Source organism: Colwellia polaris, assembly GCF_002104515.1.
GTDB lineage: Bacteria > Pseudomonadota > Gammaproteobacteria > Enterobacterales > Alteromonadaceae > Cognaticolwellia > Cognaticolwellia polaris.
On sequence record NZ_NBOE01000003.1, the window covers coordinates 65109 to 87167 of the forward strand.

The window sequence follows — 22059 nt, forward strand, 5'->3', positions numbered from 1 at the left end:
AAATATATCAAACAAATAAAAACTATATATTATATTTATTTATCTATTAAAGGTAGAGTGAGATCATAATTTAAAAACACGACTAAATACTCACGCAACAAGGTATTCAAATGACAAAAACATTAGCCGCATTCAATTGGCAAGATCCTATGCTTTTAGATAATCAGCTCACTGAAGAAGAGCGTATGATCCGTGATACCGCTTATAACTATTGCCAAGAAAAATTGCTGTCACGGGTGCTTGAGGCTAATAGACATGAACATTTCGACCGTGAAATTATGCGAGAATTAGGTCAACTAGGCTTGTTAGGTGCCACGTTACCGGCTAAATATGGCTGCAGTGAAGTTAATTATGTTAGTTATGGCTTAATTGCACGTGAAGTAGAGCGAGTAGATAGTGGTTATCGTAGTGCAATGAGTGTGCAGTCATCATTAGTTATGCACCCCATTTATGCATACGGTACTGAAGAGCAACGTATGAAATATTTGCCTAAACTTGCTTCTGGTGAATGGGTTGGTTGTTTTGGTTTAACTGAACCAAACTCAGGTAGCGATCCGGCTTCTATGACCACTCATGCCAAGAAGGTCGAAGGTGGATATCGTATAACCGGCAATAAAATGTGGATCACCAATTCGCCCATTGCTGATGTTTTTGTAGTTTGGGCTAAGCTCGAAGGGAAAATTAGAGGCTTCGTACTAGAAAAAGGCATGACAGGCTTATCTGCCCCTAAAATTGAAGGTAAATTTTCTTTACGCGCTTCAGTAACTGGCGAAATCGTTATGGATAATGTATTTGTGCCAGATAAAAACATGTTTCCTGAAATTAGCGGTTTAGCTGGCCCGTTTGGTTGTTTAAATAAAGCACGTTACGGTATTGCTTGGGGTTCATTAGGTGCAGCAGAGTTTTGCTTTAATGCCGCAAGAACATACACGATTGATCGTCAACAATTTGGGCGTCCTTTAGCGTCAAATCAGTTAATTCAAAAAAAGCTCGCTGATATGCAAACTGAAATATCACTGGGCTTACAAGGTTGTTTGCAAATGGGCCGTTTAATGGATGCTGACCAATGTCCAGTCGAGTTAATTTCTTTATTAAAACGAAACAACTGTGGAAAATCACTTGATATAGCACGTGTTGCTCGTGATATGCACGGTGGTAATGGTATAAGTGATGAATTCGGTGTTATTCGCCATATGATTAACCTGGAAGCCGTAAATACCTATGAAGGTACACATGATATACATGCCCTCATTCTCGGACGAGCTATTACTGGTTATCAGGCTTTTTGCTAATGACAAGTGCATTAGGGAACATTAAGGTTGTCGATTTAAGTCGAATATTAGCTGGGCCATGGGCTTCGCAAATGTTAGCTGACATGGGGGCAGAAGTAATTAAAGTTGAACGCCCTCACAAAGGAGACGACACACGGTTTTGGGGTCCTCCTTTTATAAAAACTGCCTGCGGTGACCAACCGCCACAAGCAGCTTACTTTCACTGTGTAAACCGCAATAAAAAATCGATAGCAATCGACATAACACAACAAGCTGGTCAACAAGTTATAAAAGACTTAATCATGCAGGCTGATGTACTCATTGAAAACTATAAAGTCGGTGGATTAGCAAAATACAACCTTGATTATGACAGTGTAAAAGCACTTAATCCTCGTTTAGTTTATTGCTCTATTACCGGCTTTGGTCAAAGCGGCCCAAGTGCCCATAAAGCAGGTTACGATGCCATGATACAAGGTGAAGGCGGCTTAATGAGTTTAACTGGCCAGCCTGATGGCATGCCAATGAAAGTTGGCGTGGCCGTTGTTGATGTAATGACAGGTTTATACAGTTGTAATGCAATACTGGCAGCGTTGATGGCTCGACATCAAACTAATCAAGGGCAACACATCGATATTGCCCTGCTCGATGTGCAAGTAGCAACGTTAGCCAATCAAGGGATGAATTATTTAGCAACCAGTAAAAACCCACAAAGATTAGGCAATGAACATCCTAACATTGTCCCGTATCAAACCTTTGCAACACAAGATGGCAGTCTCATTTTAGCTATTGGTAACGATAATCAATTTATCAAATTTTGTCAGGTTGCTAACTGCCCTAGCCTTGCTGACGATGCATTATATGCTACAAATGCTCAGCGTGTGGTTAATCGAAGCAAGCTTATTCCATTGTTAGCAACCAAACTTGCTTCGCATCCTACCCTTTGGTGGATAGAGCAACTTGAGTCGGTCGCGGTTCCCTGTGGGGCCGTTAATACCTTAGAGCAAGTGTTTAATCATCCGCAAATTAAACACCGTGAAATGGTAAAACACGTTGCCAATCAACAAGGAGAGTTAATTAAAACAATTGCATCACCCATCAATTTATCAGCAACACCTCTACAGTATCACAGCGCTTCGCCTGACTTAGGACAACATAGTTATGAGGTTTTAACGAACTTACTTGCTTACACTCAAGCAGATATAAAAAAATTATTTACAGATAAAATCATCAGCTAAACAAACGGATAAGGTATTAATTTTACATTATCCGTATTCTTAACATAAAGTCGATACAACGAATTATTAACTCACCCAATACACTTCGATTCAATTCAAAACCTATAAAATTACAGCAAACGCTTATTGGTAACACAGGGTTGAAATAGCTAATTTCTGATAAGTCACTATCACGTGTGCTTAATTCACGTTAATATACTGAATTAATTACTCAAAATATTATTCAAAAATTCATGGCCTTAAAATCAACCATCAATAAAGCGACTGTTCATTTATCAGATATGGATCGTAACTATTACGACACCATACAACTGACCATAGCGCAACACCCGTCTGAAACCGATCGTCGTATGATGATCCGCCTTATCGCTTATGTGTTAAACGCCAGTGAAAACCTGCAATTTGGTAAAGGTGTGAGTGATGAAGACGAAGCAGCCATTTGGCGAATTAATTACAGTGAAGTTATCGAGTTGTGGATTGAACTGGGGCAACTCGACGAAAAACGTCTTAAAAAAGCCTGTAATCGCGCACAAGAAGTAAAACTGTATTGCTATGGCAGTAGTGTAGACACTTGGTGGCAACAGTCTAAAAGTAAGTTGAATCAATTTAGTAAACTGTCAATTGAATCTTTTAGTGAAGAAACAGCGCAAGCATTAGAACTGTTAGCTGACCGCTCCATGGAATTTCAAATTAGCATTCAAGATGCCCAAGTTTGGCTGACCAGTGGCGAACAATCCTTGTTAATTGAACTAACGAAACTTAAGTAACCTGAACTCTAGATAAGCAGCACTTGCTCAAAGCACACACATTCGCTTGCAGTTAGTGGCTTACTTTACTTTTTTTATGCTGTTGTAAAGTTTCGCTTCAGCTATGATAACTTTATGATTAATTGAACTAGAATGACAAAAACTATGATGAAAAAATTAAAGTTTATCCCTAAGAAAAAACAACATTCGACACTAAAAACTGTTTTAGTATCTCTCTTAATTACCAGTTCATTTTACACTACGGCTGAAATAATACCGTCTGAACAGGTTATAAAAGATATTACATATTTAGCGTCTGACGATTTAAAGGGCCGTGCAAGCTTTAGTCCTGAGATTGACAAAGCCGCAAATTATATTGCTAAACGTTTTGCTGAAATTGGTCTTCAGCCATTGCACAGCGAGAGTTTTTTACAAACATTTACTGTTAGTCAAATACAACCGAATACACTGAGTGTTAATCTAAATGGCGAAAAAATTAGTCCTAAAAATACGGCTATAGCTTCAACAATAGAAAAGCTTGAATGGGATAGTAATGTTGCTCAAGTGCATATTATTAATAAAGATGATGATATGCGAACAGCCTTAAGAGAGTTAAATCAGCAAGGTGGACAGCATTTAATCGTTATCGATAATTCACATAAGAAAACTTTTAAAGCTTATCAAGGGTATTTTAATCGTGGCTTAACTAAGCTTTCACTTGAACACTCTGGCGCACTTGTTTTGGTATTACGCGATGACAATAGCGTTGAAAGTAAAATTGAACAATATAAGGTGAGCGCCAGCGCAACAATTACGCAACAAACATTAACCAATGTTGTTGGTGTTCTTCCCGGTAAACAAAGCCCTGAAGACATTGTTTTATACTCTTCACATTATGATCATTTAGGTGTTACTGAAGATGGTAAGCAAATTTATAATGGCGCTGATGACGATGCTTCAGGCACTACAGCGGTATTAAACTTAGCACAGTTTTTTGCTAATAAAGGCGACAATAAACGCAGCTTAATGTTTAGTGCATTTACTGCTGAAGAAATTGGCGGCTTTGGTTCAAAGTATTTTTCGCAGCAACTTAATCCTGACCATGTTGTTGCGATGATCAATATTGAAATGATCGGTAAACCATCTAAGTTTGGAGCTGGCACGATTTGGATGACAGGTATGGAACGCTCGAACTTAGGTGAGCTACTGAATAAAAATCTCGTAGAAATTAACACAAAAATTTATCAAGACCCGTATCCAGAGCAAGGCTTATTCTATCGTTCTGACAACGCCACGCTAGCCCGATTAGGTGTGCCTGCACACAGTTTTAGCAGCACACAACTTGATAAAGATCAGCATTATCATAAGGTAACTGACGATATTAATAGCTTAGATCTTTCGTCAATGCATAAAGTAATAGAAACTTTAGCCACCGCGACTCAACCATTAGTTGACGGTTTAGCAACACCTACACGTATTGATAAAGCACAGGTGCGCTCAACGGGTAAGATTTACTAACATATTGAGAATAATCGCTGAGCCATAAGCCATGATAAATGATACGTGATACGTGATACATAATGGTTTTATGGCTTATGCGTATTAAATCTATTTTCAATGATTTATACCCTAGATTCAGCGCTGAATTTATCACTTACCTTGTTTAACCATTAAAACATTAATGTTGGCACTGCCAACGCATTTTAAACTCCAAAGCATTGCGCTCAGTTACCATAAAACCATGACGAAGATATAACGCCTTTGCAGGATTATGTAATAACACATTTAAGGTTATATCGAGCTGTTTCTCTTGTGCTTTTTGCTTAACTAAATCAAGTACCCTCCCGCCAATACCCAAACCTTGATAAGCCGGTAATAATTGAAATTGTCTGACATGAATTTTATCGGGAAATAAGCCTAATTTTAATAAACCAATGCTATCGTTTTCAATCAGAATAAGATGAGAATCAGCAAAAAATTCATCAATACGTTTTAAATGAGCGTTGTCATCAAGGTAAATTCCCGCCAGTTGTAAATGTTGATCCATAGCGGTTTTTCGCAAGGTTAACAAAAATGCTCTATCCGCTAACGTAGCTCGGCGGAAACTAATCATTGCAGAACGCTTTGACGAATTGCTTTTCTGCTTAAGAACTTGTGAAATTTTTGCCATTAAGAACCAATAACTAATTAACCCAGATACTTACTATATCAAGTTGATTAATTAGGTAAACCATTTACTCCTGCAGCTAAAAATTAGTAAAAAGTATTGAAGTAACGCAAAAAAACAGCCATTGAGCGCGCGAAGCTTGATCCGATGACAAAAATAACGGCAATATAAGGTATAAACTAATATAGGAAAATAACATGAACTTCAATAAATCACTTATTGTTATCTCTATCACCGCAGTATTAAGTGTTGCTTGTAGTAATGAAACAACTACTGCAGCTTCTAAAGGCAATAACGCCCTTGCAATGGCCACTGAATCAAACATTAATAGCACAGTAAGTGCTTCTCAAGCGGCTAATGAGTTATTCGACACAATTTTTATGGAAGGTGTTAATCGCAACCCCGTTAGACAAACCTATCTTGGTATAAAAACTGATTATGATAAGTGGCAAGACCTATCAGAAGAAAACAGTGCTAAAGAACTCGCTTATGCAAAACAAGCACTTAAACGTATTCAAATTATCAAGGTAGACAACCTTGATAAACAAACAAAGCTAAGTTATCAATTGCTGACTCAAAAGCTAGAACAACAAATTGCTGACTATCCGTGGCGTCATCATAACTACCCGGTTAATCAAATGTTTGGTGTGCATTCTCAAATACCGGCATTATTGATCAACCAACATAGCATTAAAGACACCAAGCAAGCACATGACTATATTGCCCGTGTAAAGAATGCAAAGGTATTGTTAGCGCAATTAGTTGATCAACTTAAAATCAGAGAAAGTAAAGGCATTATCGCGCCAAAATTTGTTTTTGGTCATGTTATTCGTGATTCAAAAAACTTAACAGTTGGCGCACCGTTTGATAATGGTGATGACAGTACGTTATACGCTGACTTTACGGCCAAAATAGCTAAGTTAGACATTCCTGATGCAGAAAAGAAAGCATTAACTGATGAACTATCTTCGGCATTAACCACTGAGTTTCAAACTGGCTACCAAACATTAGTTAGTTACTTAACCGAACTTGAGAAAAAAGCAGATAACACTGATGGTGCTTGGAAGTTTCCAAACGGTAACAAGTTTTACAACAATGCACTAAATCGCACGACCACAACAGATTTAACTGCTGATGAAATTCATCAAATAGGTTTAGATGAGGTGGCTCGCATTCATGATGAAATGCGTGTCATTATGACTAAAGTTGGTTTTAAAGGCACATTAAATGAATTTTTCCAATTTATGCGCCACGACCCACAATTTTATTATGCCGGAGATGATGCCGGACGTCAGCGCTACTTAACTGAGGCAACAGCCTTAATTAACACCATGAAAGGTGAATTAGACCAGTTATTTATCACTAAACCTAAAGCTGATTTAAAAGTTAAAAAAGTTGAAGAGTTTAGAGAAAAATCTGCCGGTAAAGCATTTTACCAACAGCCTGCACCAGATGGTTCACGTCCAGGTATTTACTACGCCAACCTATACGATATGGCCGCTATGCCAACTTACCAAATGGAAGCTTTAGCTTACCATGAAGGTATTCCTGGGCATCATATGCAAATAGCCTTAAAACAAGAGCTTGAAGGTATTCCTAAATTCAGAAAATTTGGTGGATATACAGCTTATAGCGAAGGTTGGGGCTTATATTCGGAAATGATCCCGAAAGAAATTGGCTTTTACCAAGACCCATATTCTGACTTTGGCCGTTTAGCCATGGAACTATGGCGTGCTTGTCGTTTAGTGGTTGATACCGGTATACACAATAAAAAATGGGATCGCGCTCAAGGTATTGAATATTATGTCAATAACACGCCTAATGCAGAGTCAGATGCTATAAAAATGGTTGAACGTCATGTGGTAATGCCATCGCAAGCAACTGCTTATAAAATTGGTATGTTAAAAATTGTTGAGCTGCGCGCAAAAGCAAAACAACAATTAGGCGATAAGTTTGATATTCGCGAGTTTCATGATGTTGTACTAACCAATGGCGCAGTACCACTTAACGTACTTGAAGATATGGTTAACGACTATATTGCCTCTAAAAGTTAAGCTTACTGAAAAATAACTATTTCAAAAGCTAACATTAAAAAACGCCAAATATTTATATATTTGGCGTTTTTGTTTTTGTATATTTTTACTTTTAGCTGTATTTTATTAAAATAAATCAGTGTATTAATAAAGCTTAAAGTAAAACCCTTATAAAATATTCTATCAGGGCATGTCATTAACAAGGAATAAAAATGGAATTGAAAGTTATCCCCGTATTACAAGTCGCCATTGCGGTAATCTTAATGAGCCTACTTCAATACTACCTGCCTGATATAACTTTCAGTAGCTATATTGCTTCCTCAGTTACAATTTCCTTAGTCATATTATTAATGGTTATTGCAATAGTGATTGGGTTTCTTGCCATTTATAGTTTTCGAGTACACCAAACGACTGTTAACCCGACTAAGCCTGAAACGTCATCTCAAGTAGTGGATAGTGGTATTTACAAGTATTCTAGAAACCCAATGTACTTAGCGATGTTACTAGCGTTAGTTGCTTTCGCTTGTTACCTTCAGAGCCCATTAAATTTATTAATTTGTGGACTTTTTGTTTGCTATATCACGAAATATCAAATAGTGCCCGAAGAACGTATGTTAATAAAATTGTTTGGTGAAGATTATGTCAGTTATAAAAACAAAGTTCGCCGCTGGCTATAGGTTTACAGAATTTTCTTTAAACAAAAAGTGTTACGTTTAGAAATGGTAAATATTGCGATATGAACTTCATACTAAGCAGATGTTTAGTCGTGACTTAAATTCGATTTTCACTGGTTATTCGAGGGAATATGCTGTTAAGACACTGGACACATAATCAGAAAAAAATTGAGTTTTCCCCTTTAACAGGTGAAGCTAAAACCATACTTTTAAAAAGTTCAAAAAGTACAGATTCTACCTGTTTAGGTTTTTCTCATTGCGAAAAAAAATTGTTTGGCTCTAAAGTCAATTTTGCGACTTACATTGAAGATACAAAAATAATATTTAACGCAGGTAAAAAAAGCTGGGATACGGGTGCTGATGGAATTCAATTTAAACATTCAACACCGTATCCATTTATATCTAAATTTCAAGTTATTGAAAATGGCAATTGTACTTTTAGTATTCTCTACTCCCATTTAGGCCGAGCACTACTCTCTCTTATTGATGTTACCTACGATCAACTTGATAAAGATGCTGACTTTTATTTAGAGTATATGGCAGAAGTCTTACTTGACTCTGAATGGCGAGCTACAGCTAAAGATAGATGGGGACAACATAAAGTAGGGTCAGATACACATTAATTGATTTTGGTGGTTTTGGTAACTGTAAAGCATTTATGTTGAGCTTAAAGCTTGATCATCTTGCTCGCTTTTGGAAATATCAGATAACTAAAGATTAATGTGTACCTGACCCTACTTTATTTGATTGTGTTTATATGGGGATAGGTCAATATCAGAATTATTCAATAGTTATAACACCTGACCAAAATATTAGGGAGGGTTTATTTCCCGTAACACTTTCATCAGGCTTTATGACAATCAAATTTAAACTAGGCTTTCTTTAAGTAACTGGCAACTAATACAATACGTGTACCATTTACCTTACCTTCAATATGCTCTGGGTTGTCAGTTAAACTGATGCCTCGAACCATGGTGCCTTGTTTAGCGGTAAAGTTTGCACCTTTTACTTTTAAATCTTTAATAAGCGTAACATTATCGCCATCTTGTAATTCAGTACCATTACTGTCGCGTGTAGGACCTTCTCGCTCGGCAGCAGCAATGCCCTGCTCAGCCCAAGTTTTAACAGCGTCTTCAAGGTAAATCATATCTAATGCATCTTGTGCCCAGCTTTCAGCTGACAATTTATGTAACAAACGATAAGCCATTACTTGAACTGCAGGCTCTTGATTCCACATAGCATCGGTTAAGCAGCGCATATGGTTAACATCAAGCGCTTTAGTGCCTTCAACTTGCTCTAAACAGTTGTTACATAGATAAATACTTTGCTGGGCACTTAAATCGCTAGTAGGAGGTACAGAAAATACCGATAAGTTATCTGGTGAGGTACATAATTCACAGCTGTTATTGCTGCGTGCTTTTAAAGCATTTTCAGTTGGCATAAAAGGATCTCCTAAAATTTTTGCGCTATTATGCTCCTAATTCACGAATTTAAAAAGTGGCGATTATAAAAACGAGAGATTTTATACTTAGAATGAGTTATCTAAGGCTGAGGGTTTTGCTGATTTTAAACTGCTGTTCGAAGAGAAAACAGCTTTGTTACTTTTAAATATTAAAGCAACAAAGCTAGAAATAAATTCAAATAAACATGTAAAGATTTACTCTAAATTTTTAGTGATATGATGAGATGCCGCTGCGGTAAATACCACATCAGTAGAGCTATTTAATGCTGTTTCAGCTGAATCTTGAATTACGCCAATAATAAAACCTATCGCAACAACTTGCATCGCAATATCGCTATTAATACCAAACAAACCGCACGCTAATGGAATAAGTAGCAATGAACCGCCAGCAACACCTGAAGCTCCACAGGCTGATACCGCAGCAACTACGCTCAGAAGTATCGCCGTAGCAAAATCAACTTCAATATTTAAGGTGTTAGCCGCCGCAAGTGTTAGTACTGTAATAGTAATAGCAGCGCCCGCCATATTAATGGTGGCACCTAAAGGGATAGAAACCGAATAAGTGTCTTCATGTAAATCAAGCTTTTCACATAACTCCATATTTACGGGAATATTTGCTGCTGAACTTCGGGTAAAAAATGCCGTAATACCAGATTCTTTGATACAAGTTAGTACCAATGGATAAGGGTTTTTGCGCATAATAATATAGACAATTAATGGGTTAACTACCAAGGCAATAATTAGCATTGCCCCGATTAACACTAGTACCAAGTGCGTAAATTCACTTAGAGTTTCAAAGCCAGTTGTAGCTACAGTATTGGCCACTAAGCCCATTATGCCTAATGGCGCAAAACGTATTACTAATTTAACCACGCTAGAAATAGCATCAGCAAGGTCATCAACCATGACTTTAGTGCTGTCACTAGCTTTTTTTAATGCAAAGCCTAAACCTAAGCCCCAAGCTAAAATACCAATAAAGTTACCAGTAATAACAGCATTAAAAGGGTTATCAACAATTTTAAATGCCAGTGTTGTTAACACCTCTCCTAGCCCTTGTGGCGGGTTAGCGCTAGCGCCAACAATATCTAAGGTTAAATGAACTGGAAAGAGAAAACTTAGCGCAACAGCAATTAGCGCCGCACTGATCGTACCAATTAAATAAAGCCCTACTATGGGTTTTAAATTAGCATCACTATTAGGTTTTTGATTCGCAATAGATGCCGCGACTAAAACCAGCACCAAAATAGGTGCTACTGCTTTTAAAGCATTTACAAACAAGTCACCTAAAATAGAAAATGACATCGCGAGTTTAGGCGATACAACAGCTAAAATAACGCCAAAAACAATGGCAATAATGATTTGATTTACGATATTTATTGACTTGAGTTTGGTTATAAAAGATGGGCTTTGTGTAGTATTTTCTAATGTCATAATTTATCTTATTTGAGTTATTATACTTATGAACACGCAAGCGTGTAGTGCAAGATTTTTACCATTTAATGGCGGTTATTGTCTAGTTTATTCGTTATATGGTTAGTTTAAAAAGACGATTCACTGTTCCATGATATAAACAAAGACTCTTCCTTGTTATCAACCAAAAAAGGCTTACAAACAAAGTGCCCCGCCACGGCTACTAATTCATTATCAAAAAAAATAAATGGCAGCCTTTTTCGTTGCCAGGGTGGAATATTAAGTTCTTGTAAAACCTTTTTTAAGGCACGTGAATGCTGTCTATATTGAGGTAAACATTTAGGGTTTTCGTGAGAAAATCTAACAGTAACAATTTGATCAGCTGTAGGCTTTTTGATAGCAGCTTGCCAGCTGTTTATTGTGTCAATCTTTTCTTTATTAGTTGAAATATTAAGAGCGCCAAGCGCATCAGGCAAGGTTAAATTGAGGCTATTTTCTAATGTGAAGTTTTCAAGATTAACCTCTTGTTGCCATGAACTAATATCTTGATAAATTGAAGTTAAATAAAACTCATCCTTAAAACGCCTAAAACAATAATTACTCAGCTGAATAACCGGCGACTTATCGATATTAGCATTTAGCTGTAAACATATTTGCTGCATCTGCTGACGTGAAGGCATGAGTAAATCATGACTGGAAATAAAATAGCGCAATAAATTTTTAAGCCGTATTTCACTGAGCTTATTTAACATAGCTACCGAAAGTTTACCTGGTGAAACCTGACAATTGAATAAGTCTTCTTGTGCTAATTCATCCAGTAATTGCTGCGCTTCAAAACAATGTTCGGCACTGCGAGCAATCGTATTATTAATACTAGGCCAACGCGTATTTAAGTTAGGTAAAACCTGATGACGAATGAAGTTTCGATCGTAGTGTTCATCATTATTAGATTCATCTTCAACCCAACTGAGTTGTTGTTGGTTAGCATAGTTAACAATATCAGCACGAGACACCGTTAATAACGGGCGAGCTATAGTGTGTTGAGCTAATTTGGCACTTGCTGGCATTGCCGATAAACCTTTAACCCCTGCACCACGCTTTAATGCCAGTAAAAAAGTTTCAGCTTGGTCATTAAGGTGATGGCCAGTAACAATAATTGCAGGCTCTGTACATGTTTTGATTAATACTTTATAACGCGCATCTCTTGCCATCGCTTCAAGGCTTTGCTGAGCTTCTTTCTTCAAATACAGTTTATGGCTAACTAATGGTAGAGAAAAACGCTCACATTGTTGCTGTGCAAAGAGCTGCCATTCATCGGCATGTCGGCTTAAACCATGATTAACATGACAAACGACAACATCATTGATTATCTTTTTCTGCTGCTTTAACGTCGCTAATGCTACCAATAGCACTTGTGAATCTACACCGCCGCTATAAGCAATAACAAGTGTTTGATCTGGAGTATCTTTAAAAAACTCTATCAGCGATGATTCAATTATATTCACAGGTTCAAAAACTATTAGGTAAAGTTACAAGTGCGAGAGGTATCATAATAAAGGTAATAAAAAGCGACCTATTGAGGTCGCTTATTTAATGTTAACAGTAACCAAATGACATGAGTTTTTCGTAACGACTTTCGATTAACTCGTCTTTAGACATTTTATCTAGTTCAGCAAGATCAGATTTTAACGCCTGCTTAAGGAATGCCGCCATCTGATCCATATCACGATGAGCGCCACCTAAAGGCTCTTCAACAACGCTATCGATGAGCTCTAATTCTTTAATTCGTTTAGCAGTAATACCCATTGCTTCAGCAGCTGTCGGTGCTTTTTCAGCTGTTTTCCACAAAATAGAAGCACAACCTTCAGGAGAGATTACTGAATATGTTGAATACTCAAGCATATTAACTTTATCACCAACACCTATAGCAAGTGCTCCACCAGAGCCACCTTCACCAATAACGGTACAAATAATCGGCACGTTCAAACGTGACATTACTTTTAAGTTCATCGCTATCGCTTCACTTTGACCACGCTCTTCTGCACCAATGCCGGGGTAAGCACCTGGCGTATCAATAAAAGTAATAATTGGCATATTAAAACGTTCAGCCATTCTCATTAAACGTAATGCTTTTCGGTAGCCTTCAGGACGAGGCATACCAAAATTACGTTTAACTTTTTCGTTAGTTGAACGGCCTTTTTGATGACCAATAACCATCACTGGGCGACCGTCTAAACGTGCTGTGCCACCGACTATCGCTTTATCGTCAGCATAAGCTCTATCACCTGCTAATTCATCAAACTCAGTAAAAATACGCGGTAAATAGTCTAAAGTGTATGGGCGTTGAGGGTGGCGAGCAACGCGTGCAGTTTGCCAAGGGTCTAAATTAGAAAATATTTTCTTAGTTAAGTCGCTATTTTTCTCTCGCAACTGAGTTATTTGATCTTCTAAATCGAGATCCAGTTCTTGGCCATTGTTGACCAATTGCAACTCTTCAATTTTCGCTTCAAGTTCCGCAATTGGAAGCTCAAAATCTAAAAAATTTAATGACATATGATTATTCTTACCTATGTTGTCTTTGAGTAACGTTAGTAATTAACACTACTTATTTAAATTTTAACTCGACTTGCTCGTCACCCAGTAGGGTTTTTAAATTGTATAATAGCATGTCGCTTGGCGATACGCGCCACTGTACCCCTAACTCTAGCATACCTTGCGCCTCATCTCTTTGATAAAAAACGCGAATTGGGCAAATACCATCTTTATAGGGTGTTAGCACCTGTGTAAATTGCTCGATAAACTGTCCTGACAGCTGATTTTTATCGACTTGTAAATCTAGTGACGTAACATAATTTTCCCTTGCATCTGCAATGGTCATTATGTCGCGAGCGGTCATTGTAATACCACCAGAGTAATCATCAAAGCTGACCTGTCCACTACAGACTAAAATTGCATCAGAAACAAGCAATTCTGCGAACCTATCGTAGTCGTCAGGGAATAAACGTATGTCCATTCTGGCGCTTTTGTCGTCTAATGTTACTAACGCCCAACGGCGCCCTCGTTTATTAACCAAGACCCTTACACCTAGTACCAACCCTACCGCTACGGTAGTTTTATCTTTATTCGTAGGTTGTAAACTGACTAAGCGCCCGGTTGCATAGCGCTTAATTTCACTTAAATAACGGTTAATAGGATGACCCGTTAAATATAGCCCTAAAGTTTCTTTTTCACCATCAAGCCATTGTTGTTCTGGCCATTTAGGTACTTCTTTGTAGACTTGCCTATTATCTTCAGGTTCTTCGTTGATTAAACCAAATAAATCATTTTGCCCCAGCGCTTGCGCCTTTGCGTGCTGTTCTGCGGCTTTTAATGCTTCTGTAAGCGATTCGAAGATAGCGGCTCTGTGTGGCCCATCTTTCACCTTAGGACCTAATGAGTCCATCGCACCTGATTTAATTAATTTTTCCAATACCCGTTTATTAATTTTTTTCAAATCAACACGGGCACAAAAATCAAATAAATCAATAAAATCACCACCGTTTTCACGGGCAGCTATAATTGCTTCAATAGGACCTTCACCAACACCTTTAACAGCACCTATACCATAGATAATTTGGTCTTCATCATTAACGGTGAATTTATATTGTCCTAGGTTTACATCTGGCGGTAATAGATCAATCCCCATGTTGCTACATTCATCAACTAAAGTAACAATTTTATCGGTGTTGTCCATATCAGCAGACATAACCGCCGCCATGAATGGCGCTGGAAAATGGGTTTTCATCCATAAAGTTTGATATGAAACTAAAGCATAAGCAGCAGAATGAGATTTGTTGAAACCATATCCGGCAAATTTTTCAACTAAGTCAAAAATCTTCATTGCCAGTTCGCCGTCAACACCTCGACCCACAGCGCCCGCTTCAAAACCTGCACGTTGTTTAGCCATTTCTTCAGGCTTTTTCTTACCCATAGCACGACGTAACATATCGGCACCGCCTAGCGAATAACCGGCAAGTACTTGCGCTATTTGCATTACCTGTTCTTGATACAAAATAATACCGTAAGTCGGTTCAAGAATAGGTTTTAAATCAATATGTTGCCATGTTTCATCTGGGTAGCTAATGGCTTCACGTCCATGTTTACGTTCAATAAAGTTATCAACCATGCCCGATTGTAATGGGCCGGGCCTGAACAAGGCTACCAAAGCGATAATATCTTCAAAGCAATCTGGTTTTAGTTTTGCGATCAGTGATTTCATACCACTAGATTCAAGTTGGAAAACAGCCGTTGTTTCCGACTTTAATAACACTTTAAAACTGGCTTTATCTTCAAGATCAATCGCAGCTAAGTTAATCGGCTCTTTGCCCTGCTTTAATAATTTTGCATCCGCCATTTCAATGGCCCACTGCAAAATAGTTAGTGTACGTAAACCAAGAAAATCGAATTTAACTAAACCAGCATCTTCTACATCATTTTTATCAAATTGCGTTACTGGATTTTTACCTTCTTCATCGCAATATAATGGAGCGAAGTCGGTGATTGTGGTGGGTGAAATAACAACACCACCCGCATGTTTACCTGCATTTCGTGTTGTGCCTTCTAGAATTCGGCACATATCAATTAAGTCTTTTACATCACTGTCTTGAGCATAAACCTCAGGCAGTTTAGGCTCTTCTTCAAACGCTTTGGCTAAGGTCATGCCCGGAGTTGGTGGTATAAGCTTTGAAATTCGATCAACAAAACCATAAGGGTGGCCTAATACTCGGCCCACATCACGAATAACGGCTTTGGCAGCCATAGTACCAAAAGTAATAATTTGTGACACTGCATCTCGGCCATATAACTCTGCCGTGTGTTCAATAACCTCATCGCGTCGGTCCATACAAAAATCGACATCAAAATCAGGCATCGAAACACGTTCAGGATTAAGAAAGCGCTCAAACAGCAAGTCATACTCAAGCGGATCAAGGTCGGTAATTTTTTGTGCGTAAGCTACCAATGAACCTGCACCAGAGCCACGACCGGGCCCTACGGGAATATTATTGTCTTTACTCCACTGGATAAACTCCATCACTATCAAGAAATAACCAGGGAACCCCATATTATTAATGACTTCCAGTTCGATAGCTAAACGCTCATCATAAGGCTTACGCTTTTCAGCAAAATCAGGTGCATCTTTATCAAATAAGAACTCTAAACGTTCTTGTAAGCCTTCTTCTGAAACTTTGACTAAATAGTCTTCAATTGCCAAGCCTTCTGTCGGAAAATCAGGTAAAACGTATTCTCCTAGCGTAACGGTAACATTACACCTTTTCGCTATTTCAACTGAATTTTGTAGTGCTTCAGGTATATCGTCAAAGAGTGCGAGCATTTCTTCTTCGGAACGTAAATATTGCTCTTTGGAGTATTTTCTTGGTCTACGCTTATCATCTAAAGTAAAACCATCATGTATCGCAACACGAATTTCATGGGCATCGAAGTCTTCTGGACTTAAGAACATAACTTCATTGGTAGCAACAACGGGTAAATTATGACTCGCAGCAAGTTCTACAGCTAGATGGATGTAATTTTCTTCATCATTTCGCCCAGTACGAATTAACTCAAGGTAAAAACAGTTTGGAAAGTATTGTTGATAAAACCCTACCATTTCTTCAACAAACTCACTATTACCTTTAAGTAGCGCTTTGCCTAAGTCTCCTTCGCGACCACCTGAGAGAAGAATTAAGCCCTCAGTGTGATCAATTAGCCAGTCTCGATCTATAACGGCTTTACCTTGAATATGTCCGCGTAAATAAGCTTTAGAAATTAATTCAGTGAGGTTTTTATAGCCGGCATTATTTGTTGTTAATACTACAATTCGCGATAATTCACCTTCTAATGCCTTGCTTTTAACCCAAAAATCGCACCCGATGATTGGCTTTAAGCCTGCACCATGTGCGGCATGATAATATTTAACTAAACCACACAAATTTGTTTGGTCAGTAAGGGCAATGGCAGGCATTTTAAACTCTGCAGCACGAGCAACAATCGGCTTAACTTTATTTAAACCGTCTGACATGGAGAAGTCGCTGTGTATTCTTAAATGAATAAACGCTGGATCATTACCTTTATCGACCACCATAGAATCAGGCGCGATGGTATTAATTGTTGCTAACTCGGTTTCAGACATTGAATACTCTAGTTATTTTTATTTGGTATAGCTGAGTTTGCGAGTACATTAGCTACCGGTTTAAAACTTCTTCGGTAACAATCTAGTACGCCATGCTCAATGATTTTTTCTAAATGAGCTTTTGTCGGATATCCTTTATGTTGAGCAAAACCGTAATAAGGATAAAGTTTATCCAAGGCTATCATTTCGTCATCTCTTGCTACTTTAGCTAAAATCGAAGCAGCACTAATTTCTATGACTCGGGCATCACCTTTAACAACACTTTGACTTGCTATTTCACCATTTTCATGAGCAAATGTCGGGCAACGATTGCCATCGACTAACACGAAGTCTGGTGTAATGCTTAAGCCTTGAACTGCACGTTGCATGGCTAACATAGTGGCATGAAGAATATTAAGGGTATCAATTTCCTCAGGAGAAGCTCGCCCAATAGACCAAGCGATTGCATTTTGTTTAATTTCTACTGATAATTGCTGCCTTTTCTTTTCTGACAGTTTTTTTGAATCCATTAATCCAGCTATCGGGTTATCGGGATCTAATATAACAGCTGCAGTTACTACATCCCCAACTAATGGACCACGTCCTACTTCGTCAACACCTGCAATACAATAAGCAATGGGATACTCAAAAGGAGGTAAAACTTTTTTAACTACCGGCATAATAACTCTGCTTAAAAATTATAATAAATTGGTTACAGCGATAGCCGCTTGTTCACTTGCGTTTTGCTTAAGTGCTAAATGAATATCTGTAAACGCTTGATTCAACGCTGACTGATCTTCAAACAAACGCTCTTCAACTAAAGGTAATATGTTTTCTACTGTTACTTGAGCTTGCAGTAGCTCAGGCACTAAACTTTTATTGGCCAGTAAATTAGGTAATGAAAACCACTTCAATTTTACAAAACCTTTAAACATATGATAGGTAAGCGGGTTGAATTTATAACAGATCACCATAGGACGTTTTATTAAAGCAGCTTCAAGTGTAACCGTACCAGACGCAGTTAATAAACAATCGCTAGCCGCCATCACTTGTTGTGTTTTACCAACAATAACTATTACGGGAAGTTCAGGTGCTATTTGTTGATGTAATTGATTAAATTGTTCTGCCCTTTTATCACTAACCATAGGCACAACAAAAGTTAACTCGTCAGCTTTATCTGGGTACTTGCTGAGTAATTTTTGGGCACTATGTAAGAATGGCTCAACTAAGCGCGACAGCTCACCACCTCGGCTACCAGGCATTAAAGCTAAAATTTTTGCTGAATCAAGTAAACCTAGCGCCTGTCTCGCCGAATGCTGCTCAGAAACTAGTGGAATATCGTCAGCCAACGAATGCCCAACAAAAGTACAGGGGATTTGGTGTTTGTCATAAAAAGCTTTTTCAAAAGGTAATAACGACAAGACCATATTGGTTGCTTTCGCAATTTTAAACACCCGCTTCTCGCGCCACGCCCAAACTGAAGGGCTAACGTAATGAACTGTTTTAATACCCTCTTTTTTTAACTTTCCTTCAAGAGTAATATTAAAATCAGGAGCATCTATACCAATAAACACATTGGGCTTGTTAGCAATAAAGTATTCTACTAAAGATTTACGAATATGCAGTAATCGGCGTAATCTACCCAGTACTTCAAAAACTCCCATTACGGATAGTTCTTCCATATCAAATAGTGATTCGAAGCCTAACGCTAGCATTTTAGGACCTCCAATGCCGATAAACTTAGCGTTTGGGTATCTTAACTGCAACTGTTGCACTAAACCTGCGCCTAAAGTGTCGCCAGAGTGCTCTCCAACGACCATAGCAAAAGTAATAATGGCATCAGGTGATGCTTTGATTGACGCAATATCTGTGGAGTTAGTTGTCATCACCATAAATTAACGAACAATGCCGCGACTAGAGTTTTCAATGAAATGAGTAAACGTATCGAGCTCAACTAACTTGTGTTCTGAAGCGTTAATTTTTGCTATCGCTTCATCAACAGTTAACCCTTGACGGTATACAGCTTTGTATGCACGTTTAATTTGCAGAACAACCTTGCTATCAAAGCCGCGACGTTTAAGACCCTCGCTATTTAAACCAAATGGTTTTGCCGGCTGTCCAGACGCCATGACGTAAGGCGGCACATCTTTAAGAATCAAAGAGTTTGCAGCAATAAAGCAATGATCGCCAATATGGCAGAATTGGTGAACGCCTGCCATTCCACCAATAATCGCATGGTCACCGACATGAACATGACCAGCAATTGAGGCACCGTTCGCTAAAATACAATGACTTCCTACCATGCAATCATGAGCAATATGGGTATAAGCCATAAATAAATTATTGCTGCCAATTTGGGTTAAGCTATTGTCTTGAACAGTACCACGATGAACAGTACAGTTTTCACGAAATGTATTGTTATCACCAATCACTAGTTCAGTTAATTCACCCGCATACTTTAAATCTTGGCAATCTTCGCCAATAGAAGCAAACTGAAATATGCGGTTACCTTTACCAATAGTAGTGGGACCATTAATAACAACATGTGAGCTGATATGACAATCGTCTCCAACAACTACATTTGCAGCTATATGTGTCCAAGGGCCAATTTTCACATTTTTGCCGATAACTGCGCCATCTTCGATAATCGCTTGCGGGTGGATCATTGCCGTTGAATCAATCATATTACAAAGCCTTTCTTGCGCACATTAAGTCTGCAGAACAGACAACTTTACCGTCAACTTTAGCTTCACCATAAAACTTCCACATACCGCGACGTTCTTTTATCAGCTCTAAATGTAAATGCATAGTATCGCCTGGATGTACTGGTTTTTTAAACTTTGCTTTATCGATTGAAGCAAATAGAAATAACTCACCTTCACTTTGATCTCTAACAGATTTAAAGCCAAGAATGCCACTTGCTTGTGCTAAAGCTTCAAGAATTAATACACCTGGGAAAATAGAATAATTTGGAAAATGTCCCATAAATGCAGGTTCGTTAACAGTAACGTTTTTAATTGCATGAATCGACTTACCAGGCGTGTAATCGAGTACACGGTCAACTAATAAAAACGGGTAACGATGGGGAATAAGTGTTTTTATCTCTTCGACATCAATAATATTTTTTTGCGATTCCAAAATTACTTCCTCTTTTTACTTATCTAAGACGTCAGATTACTAGTTTTTTCTAAAACACTTAACCGCTTAGTTAAGGATTCTAGTTTACGGATCCTAGCATTATTTTTGTGCCATTCTTTATTAGGCTGGCATGGCATACCCGATGAATAAACACCCGGCTCTTTTAAGGATTTGGTAACCATTGTCATGCCAGTAAAAACACAGCCATCTGCAATGTTAATATGGCCATTGACGCCAACCAGACCAGCAATAATACAATTTTTTCCAATTTCAGTGCTGCCAGCAATAACACTGCACGCTGCTATAGCGGTATTCTCACCGATCACAACGTTATGAGCAATCTGTATTTGGTTATCTAAAATAACGCCATTTTTAATGATAGTGTTACCTAAGGCACCTCGGTCAATGGTAGTACTGGCACCAATTTCAACATTGTCCCCAATAACAACTGTCCCCAACTGCGGTATTTTTACCCAAGTGCCTTTATGATTTGCATAACCAAAGCCGTCAGCACCGATAACCGTATTAGCATGTACAGCACAATTCTCGCCAATAATCACGCCATGATAAATACTAACATTAGACCAAATAGTAGAATTAACGCCAATGGTTGCACCAATCCCGATAAAACTACCTGCTCCTACGCTAACGCCCTCGCTAAGGTTAACCCCAGCTTCAATAACAGCATTAGCGCCAATTGAAACGTTATTACCTATAATAGCACTATCATCAATAACAGCTGATGCATGTATAAGGTTTGCAGGTTTAGGCGTTGTATCAAGTAATTGTGCTACCAAAGCATAACCAACGTAAGGGTTGTCCATAACTAAGGCATTACACTGACATTTTGAGGCTTCCGCTTGAGTTACAATAACCGCACTAGCATTGGTTGTGGCTAATTGATCACTATATTTACTATTTGCTAAAAAGGCGATCTGTCCGCTAGTGGCTGATGCTAAAGTTGCTAGACTGACAATATTGCATTGTTCATCACCTTGAACAACAGCGCCAATTTTTTCTGCGATTTCTGCAAGAGTGTAACTCATAAGAATAAACTTCTTTTATATGTGCTCTAAAGTATTATTTTAAAGTATAGGCTTAAAGGAAGCGTTAACCAGCATAGGGCTAAACGCAATATTCCGAATCAACTTGATTCGGAATATTAAAGAGTCGAGAAGCGATGAATAAAAATCGAAATGACTTTTATTCGAACAGCTTAAAACTAATGATTAGTTTAATTTGCTAACTTGTTTAACAACTTCTTCGGTAATTGCTGTTTGTGGTTTTGAATAAACAACAGCACTTTGTTCAAGTACTAAATCATAATCGCCTTTGGCTGCAATGTTATCAATTGCTTGACGAACTAACGCAATAATTTTGTTAGTTTCTTCATTTTTTCTAGCGCCTGAGCTCTGCTGAAAAGCTTTACCTTTAGTTTGGTAGTCTTGGTACAGCTTACCAATTTTACCTTCTAATTCTTCAATTTCTTTAGCGCTCATTAAAGCACCATCACGCTTACGTTTTTCTTGAAGGTATTTAAAGTCTTGCTCAAGTTGCGCAAGCACAGCTTTTTCATCTTTAAACTCTTCTTCTAAGCTTTTCATTATTGCCGCAGTTTGTGGGATTTTACCCATAACTTCTTGGAAGTTAACTACACCAATTTTTTGGTCTGCAGCCATCGCTGAACTAGCTAAAATATATCCTGATGCTGCTGTAGCGAATGCAATAGATTTAATCAATTTTTTCAAACTTTACTCCTAAAATATCTTCTAATA

19 protein-coding genes are annotated in these 22059 nt (G+C 38.1%); 7 read left to right on the plus strand and 12 right to left on the minus strand.

Features of this window, described 5'->3' with window-relative positions; all coding sequences use genetic code 11:
• Nucleotides 1-110 precede the first annotated feature (110 nt).
• The 4 genes from B6A32_RS07340 (at nt 111) to B6A32_RS07355 (ending at nt 4770) form a co-directional block, all read left to right on the plus strand.
• Complete coding sequence (locus B6A32_RS07340) at nt 111-1292, plus strand: acyl-CoA dehydrogenase (RefSeq protein ID WP_085302499.1); 1182 nt, start codon at nt 111-113, stop codon at nt 1290-1292.
• Entirely contained in the window at nt 1292-2506 is a 1215-nt protein-coding gene (locus B6A32_RS07345; protein WP_085302501.1) for a CaiB/BaiF CoA transferase family protein, read from the plus strand. Before B6A32_RS07340 ends, B6A32_RS07345 begins: the two co-directional genes overlap by 1 nt.
• A gap of 233 nt (nt 2507-2739) precedes the next feature.
• Nucleotides 2740-3273, plus strand: coding sequence for a YaeQ family protein (locus B6A32_RS07350; protein WP_085302503.1), 534 nt, complete (start codon nt 2740-2742; stop codon nt 3271-3273).
• A gap of 132 nt (nt 3274-3405) precedes the next feature.
• Complete coding sequence (locus B6A32_RS07355; protein ID WP_085302505.1) at nt 3406-4770, plus strand: M20/M25/M40 family metallo-hydrolase; 1365 nt, start codon at nt 3406-3408, stop codon at nt 4768-4770.
• A 160-nt stretch (nt 4771-4930) separates the two neighbouring features.
• On the opposite strand, the gene B6A32_RS07360 is transcribed toward B6A32_RS07355, so the two are convergent.
• The gene (locus B6A32_RS07360; protein ID WP_233131351.1) at nt 4931-5422 is read right to left on the minus strand and encodes a GNAT family N-acetyltransferase; all 492 of its coding nucleotides are present in this window, start codon (nt 5420-5422) and stop codon (nt 4931-4933) included.
• 194 nt (nt 5423-5616) lie between these two features.
• Between B6A32_RS07360 and B6A32_RS07365 the strand changes: the two genes are divergently transcribed.
• The 3 genes from B6A32_RS07365 (at nt 5617) to B6A32_RS07375 (ending at nt 8749) form a co-directional block, all read left to right on the plus strand.
• Nucleotides 5617-7473: a DUF885 domain-containing protein gene (locus B6A32_RS07365; protein ID WP_085302507.1), complete on the plus strand. Its 1857-nt coding sequence runs from the start codon at nt 5617-5619 to the stop codon at nt 7471-7473.
• A gap of 191 nt (nt 7474-7664) precedes the next feature.
• Nucleotides 7665-8129, plus strand: coding sequence for a methyltransferase family protein (locus B6A32_RS07370; protein ID WP_085302509.1), 465 nt, complete (start codon nt 7665-7667; stop codon nt 8127-8129).
• Between the two features lie 128 nt (nt 8130-8257).
• Nucleotides 8258-8749 carry a hypothetical protein gene (locus B6A32_RS07375; RefSeq protein ID WP_085302511.1) on the plus strand — a complete coding sequence of 164 codons (492 nt, stop codon included), beginning with the start codon at nt 8258-8260 and terminating at the stop codon, nt 8747-8749.
• Nucleotides 8750-8997: 248 nt separating this feature from the next.
• On the opposite strand, the gene B6A32_RS07380 is transcribed toward B6A32_RS07375, so the two are convergent.
• The 11 genes from B6A32_RS07380 to B6A32_RS07430 all read right to left on the minus strand — a co-directional run bounded on the left by B6A32_RS07380 (nt 8998) and on the right by B6A32_RS07430 (nt 22032).
• On the minus strand, nt 8998-9567 hold the full coding sequence (locus B6A32_RS07380) for a PhnA domain-containing protein (protein ID WP_085302513.1): 570 nt from the start codon (nt 9565-9567) through the stop codon (nt 8998-9000).
• A gap of 216 nt (nt 9568-9783) precedes the next feature.
• Entirely contained in the window at nt 9784-11019 is a 1236-nt protein-coding gene (gene sstT / locus B6A32_RS07385) for a serine/threonine transporter SstT (protein ID WP_085302515.1), read from the minus strand.
• Between the two features lie 107 nt (nt 11020-11126).
• Nucleotides 11127-12503 (minus strand): tRNA lysidine(34) synthetase TilS, encoded by a 1377-nt coding sequence (tilS, locus tag B6A32_RS07390; RefSeq protein WP_085302517.1) that lies wholly within the window; start codon nt 12501-12503, stop codon nt 11127-11129.
• A 91-nt stretch (nt 12504-12594) separates the two neighbouring features.
• On the minus strand, nt 12595-13551 hold the full coding sequence (gene accA, locus B6A32_RS07395; protein WP_085302520.1) for an acetyl-CoA carboxylase carboxyl transferase subunit alpha: 957 nt from the start codon (nt 13549-13551) through the stop codon (nt 12595-12597).
• A 52-nt stretch (nt 13552-13603) separates the two neighbouring features.
• A complete protein-coding gene (gene dnaE / locus B6A32_RS07400) occupies nt 13604-17119 on the minus strand; it encodes a DNA polymerase III subunit alpha (protein WP_101685934.1) in 3516 nt (1171 codons plus the stop codon).
• A gap of 56 nt (nt 17120-17175) precedes the next feature.
• Nucleotides 17176-17826, minus strand: a complete 651-nt coding sequence (gene rnhB / locus B6A32_RS07405) for a ribonuclease HII (protein WP_085302524.1) — start codon at nt 17824-17826, stop codon at nt 17176-17178.
• Between the two features lie 18 nt (nt 17827-17844).
• Nucleotides 17845-19032, minus strand: coding sequence for a lipid-A-disaccharide synthase (lpxB, locus tag B6A32_RS07410; RefSeq protein WP_085302878.1), 1188 nt, complete (start codon nt 19030-19032; stop codon nt 17845-17847).
• Nucleotides 19033-19041: 9 nt separating this feature from the next.
• Nucleotides 19042-19830 (minus strand): acyl-ACP--UDP-N-acetylglucosamine O-acyltransferase, encoded by a 789-nt coding sequence (gene lpxA, locus B6A32_RS07415; protein WP_198946880.1) that lies wholly within the window; start codon nt 19828-19830, stop codon nt 19042-19044.
• Between the two features lies 1 nt (nt 19831).
• On the minus strand, nt 19832-20284 hold the full coding sequence (gene fabZ, locus B6A32_RS07420; RefSeq protein WP_085302526.1) for a 3-hydroxyacyl-ACP dehydratase FabZ: 453 nt from the start codon (nt 20282-20284) through the stop codon (nt 19832-19834).
• Nucleotides 20285-20307: 23 nt separating this feature from the next.
• Complete coding sequence (lpxD, locus tag B6A32_RS07425; protein ID WP_198946886.1) at nt 20308-21336, minus strand: UDP-3-O-(3-hydroxymyristoyl)glucosamine N-acyltransferase; 1029 nt, start codon at nt 21334-21336, stop codon at nt 20308-20310.
• Nucleotides 21337-21513: 177 nt separating this feature from the next.
• The gene (locus B6A32_RS07430; RefSeq protein WP_085302530.1) at nt 21514-22032 is read right to left on the minus strand and encodes an OmpH family outer membrane protein; all 519 of its coding nucleotides are present in this window, start codon (nt 22030-22032) and stop codon (nt 21514-21516) included.
• Between the last annotated feature and the right edge of the window lie 27 nt (nt 22033-22059).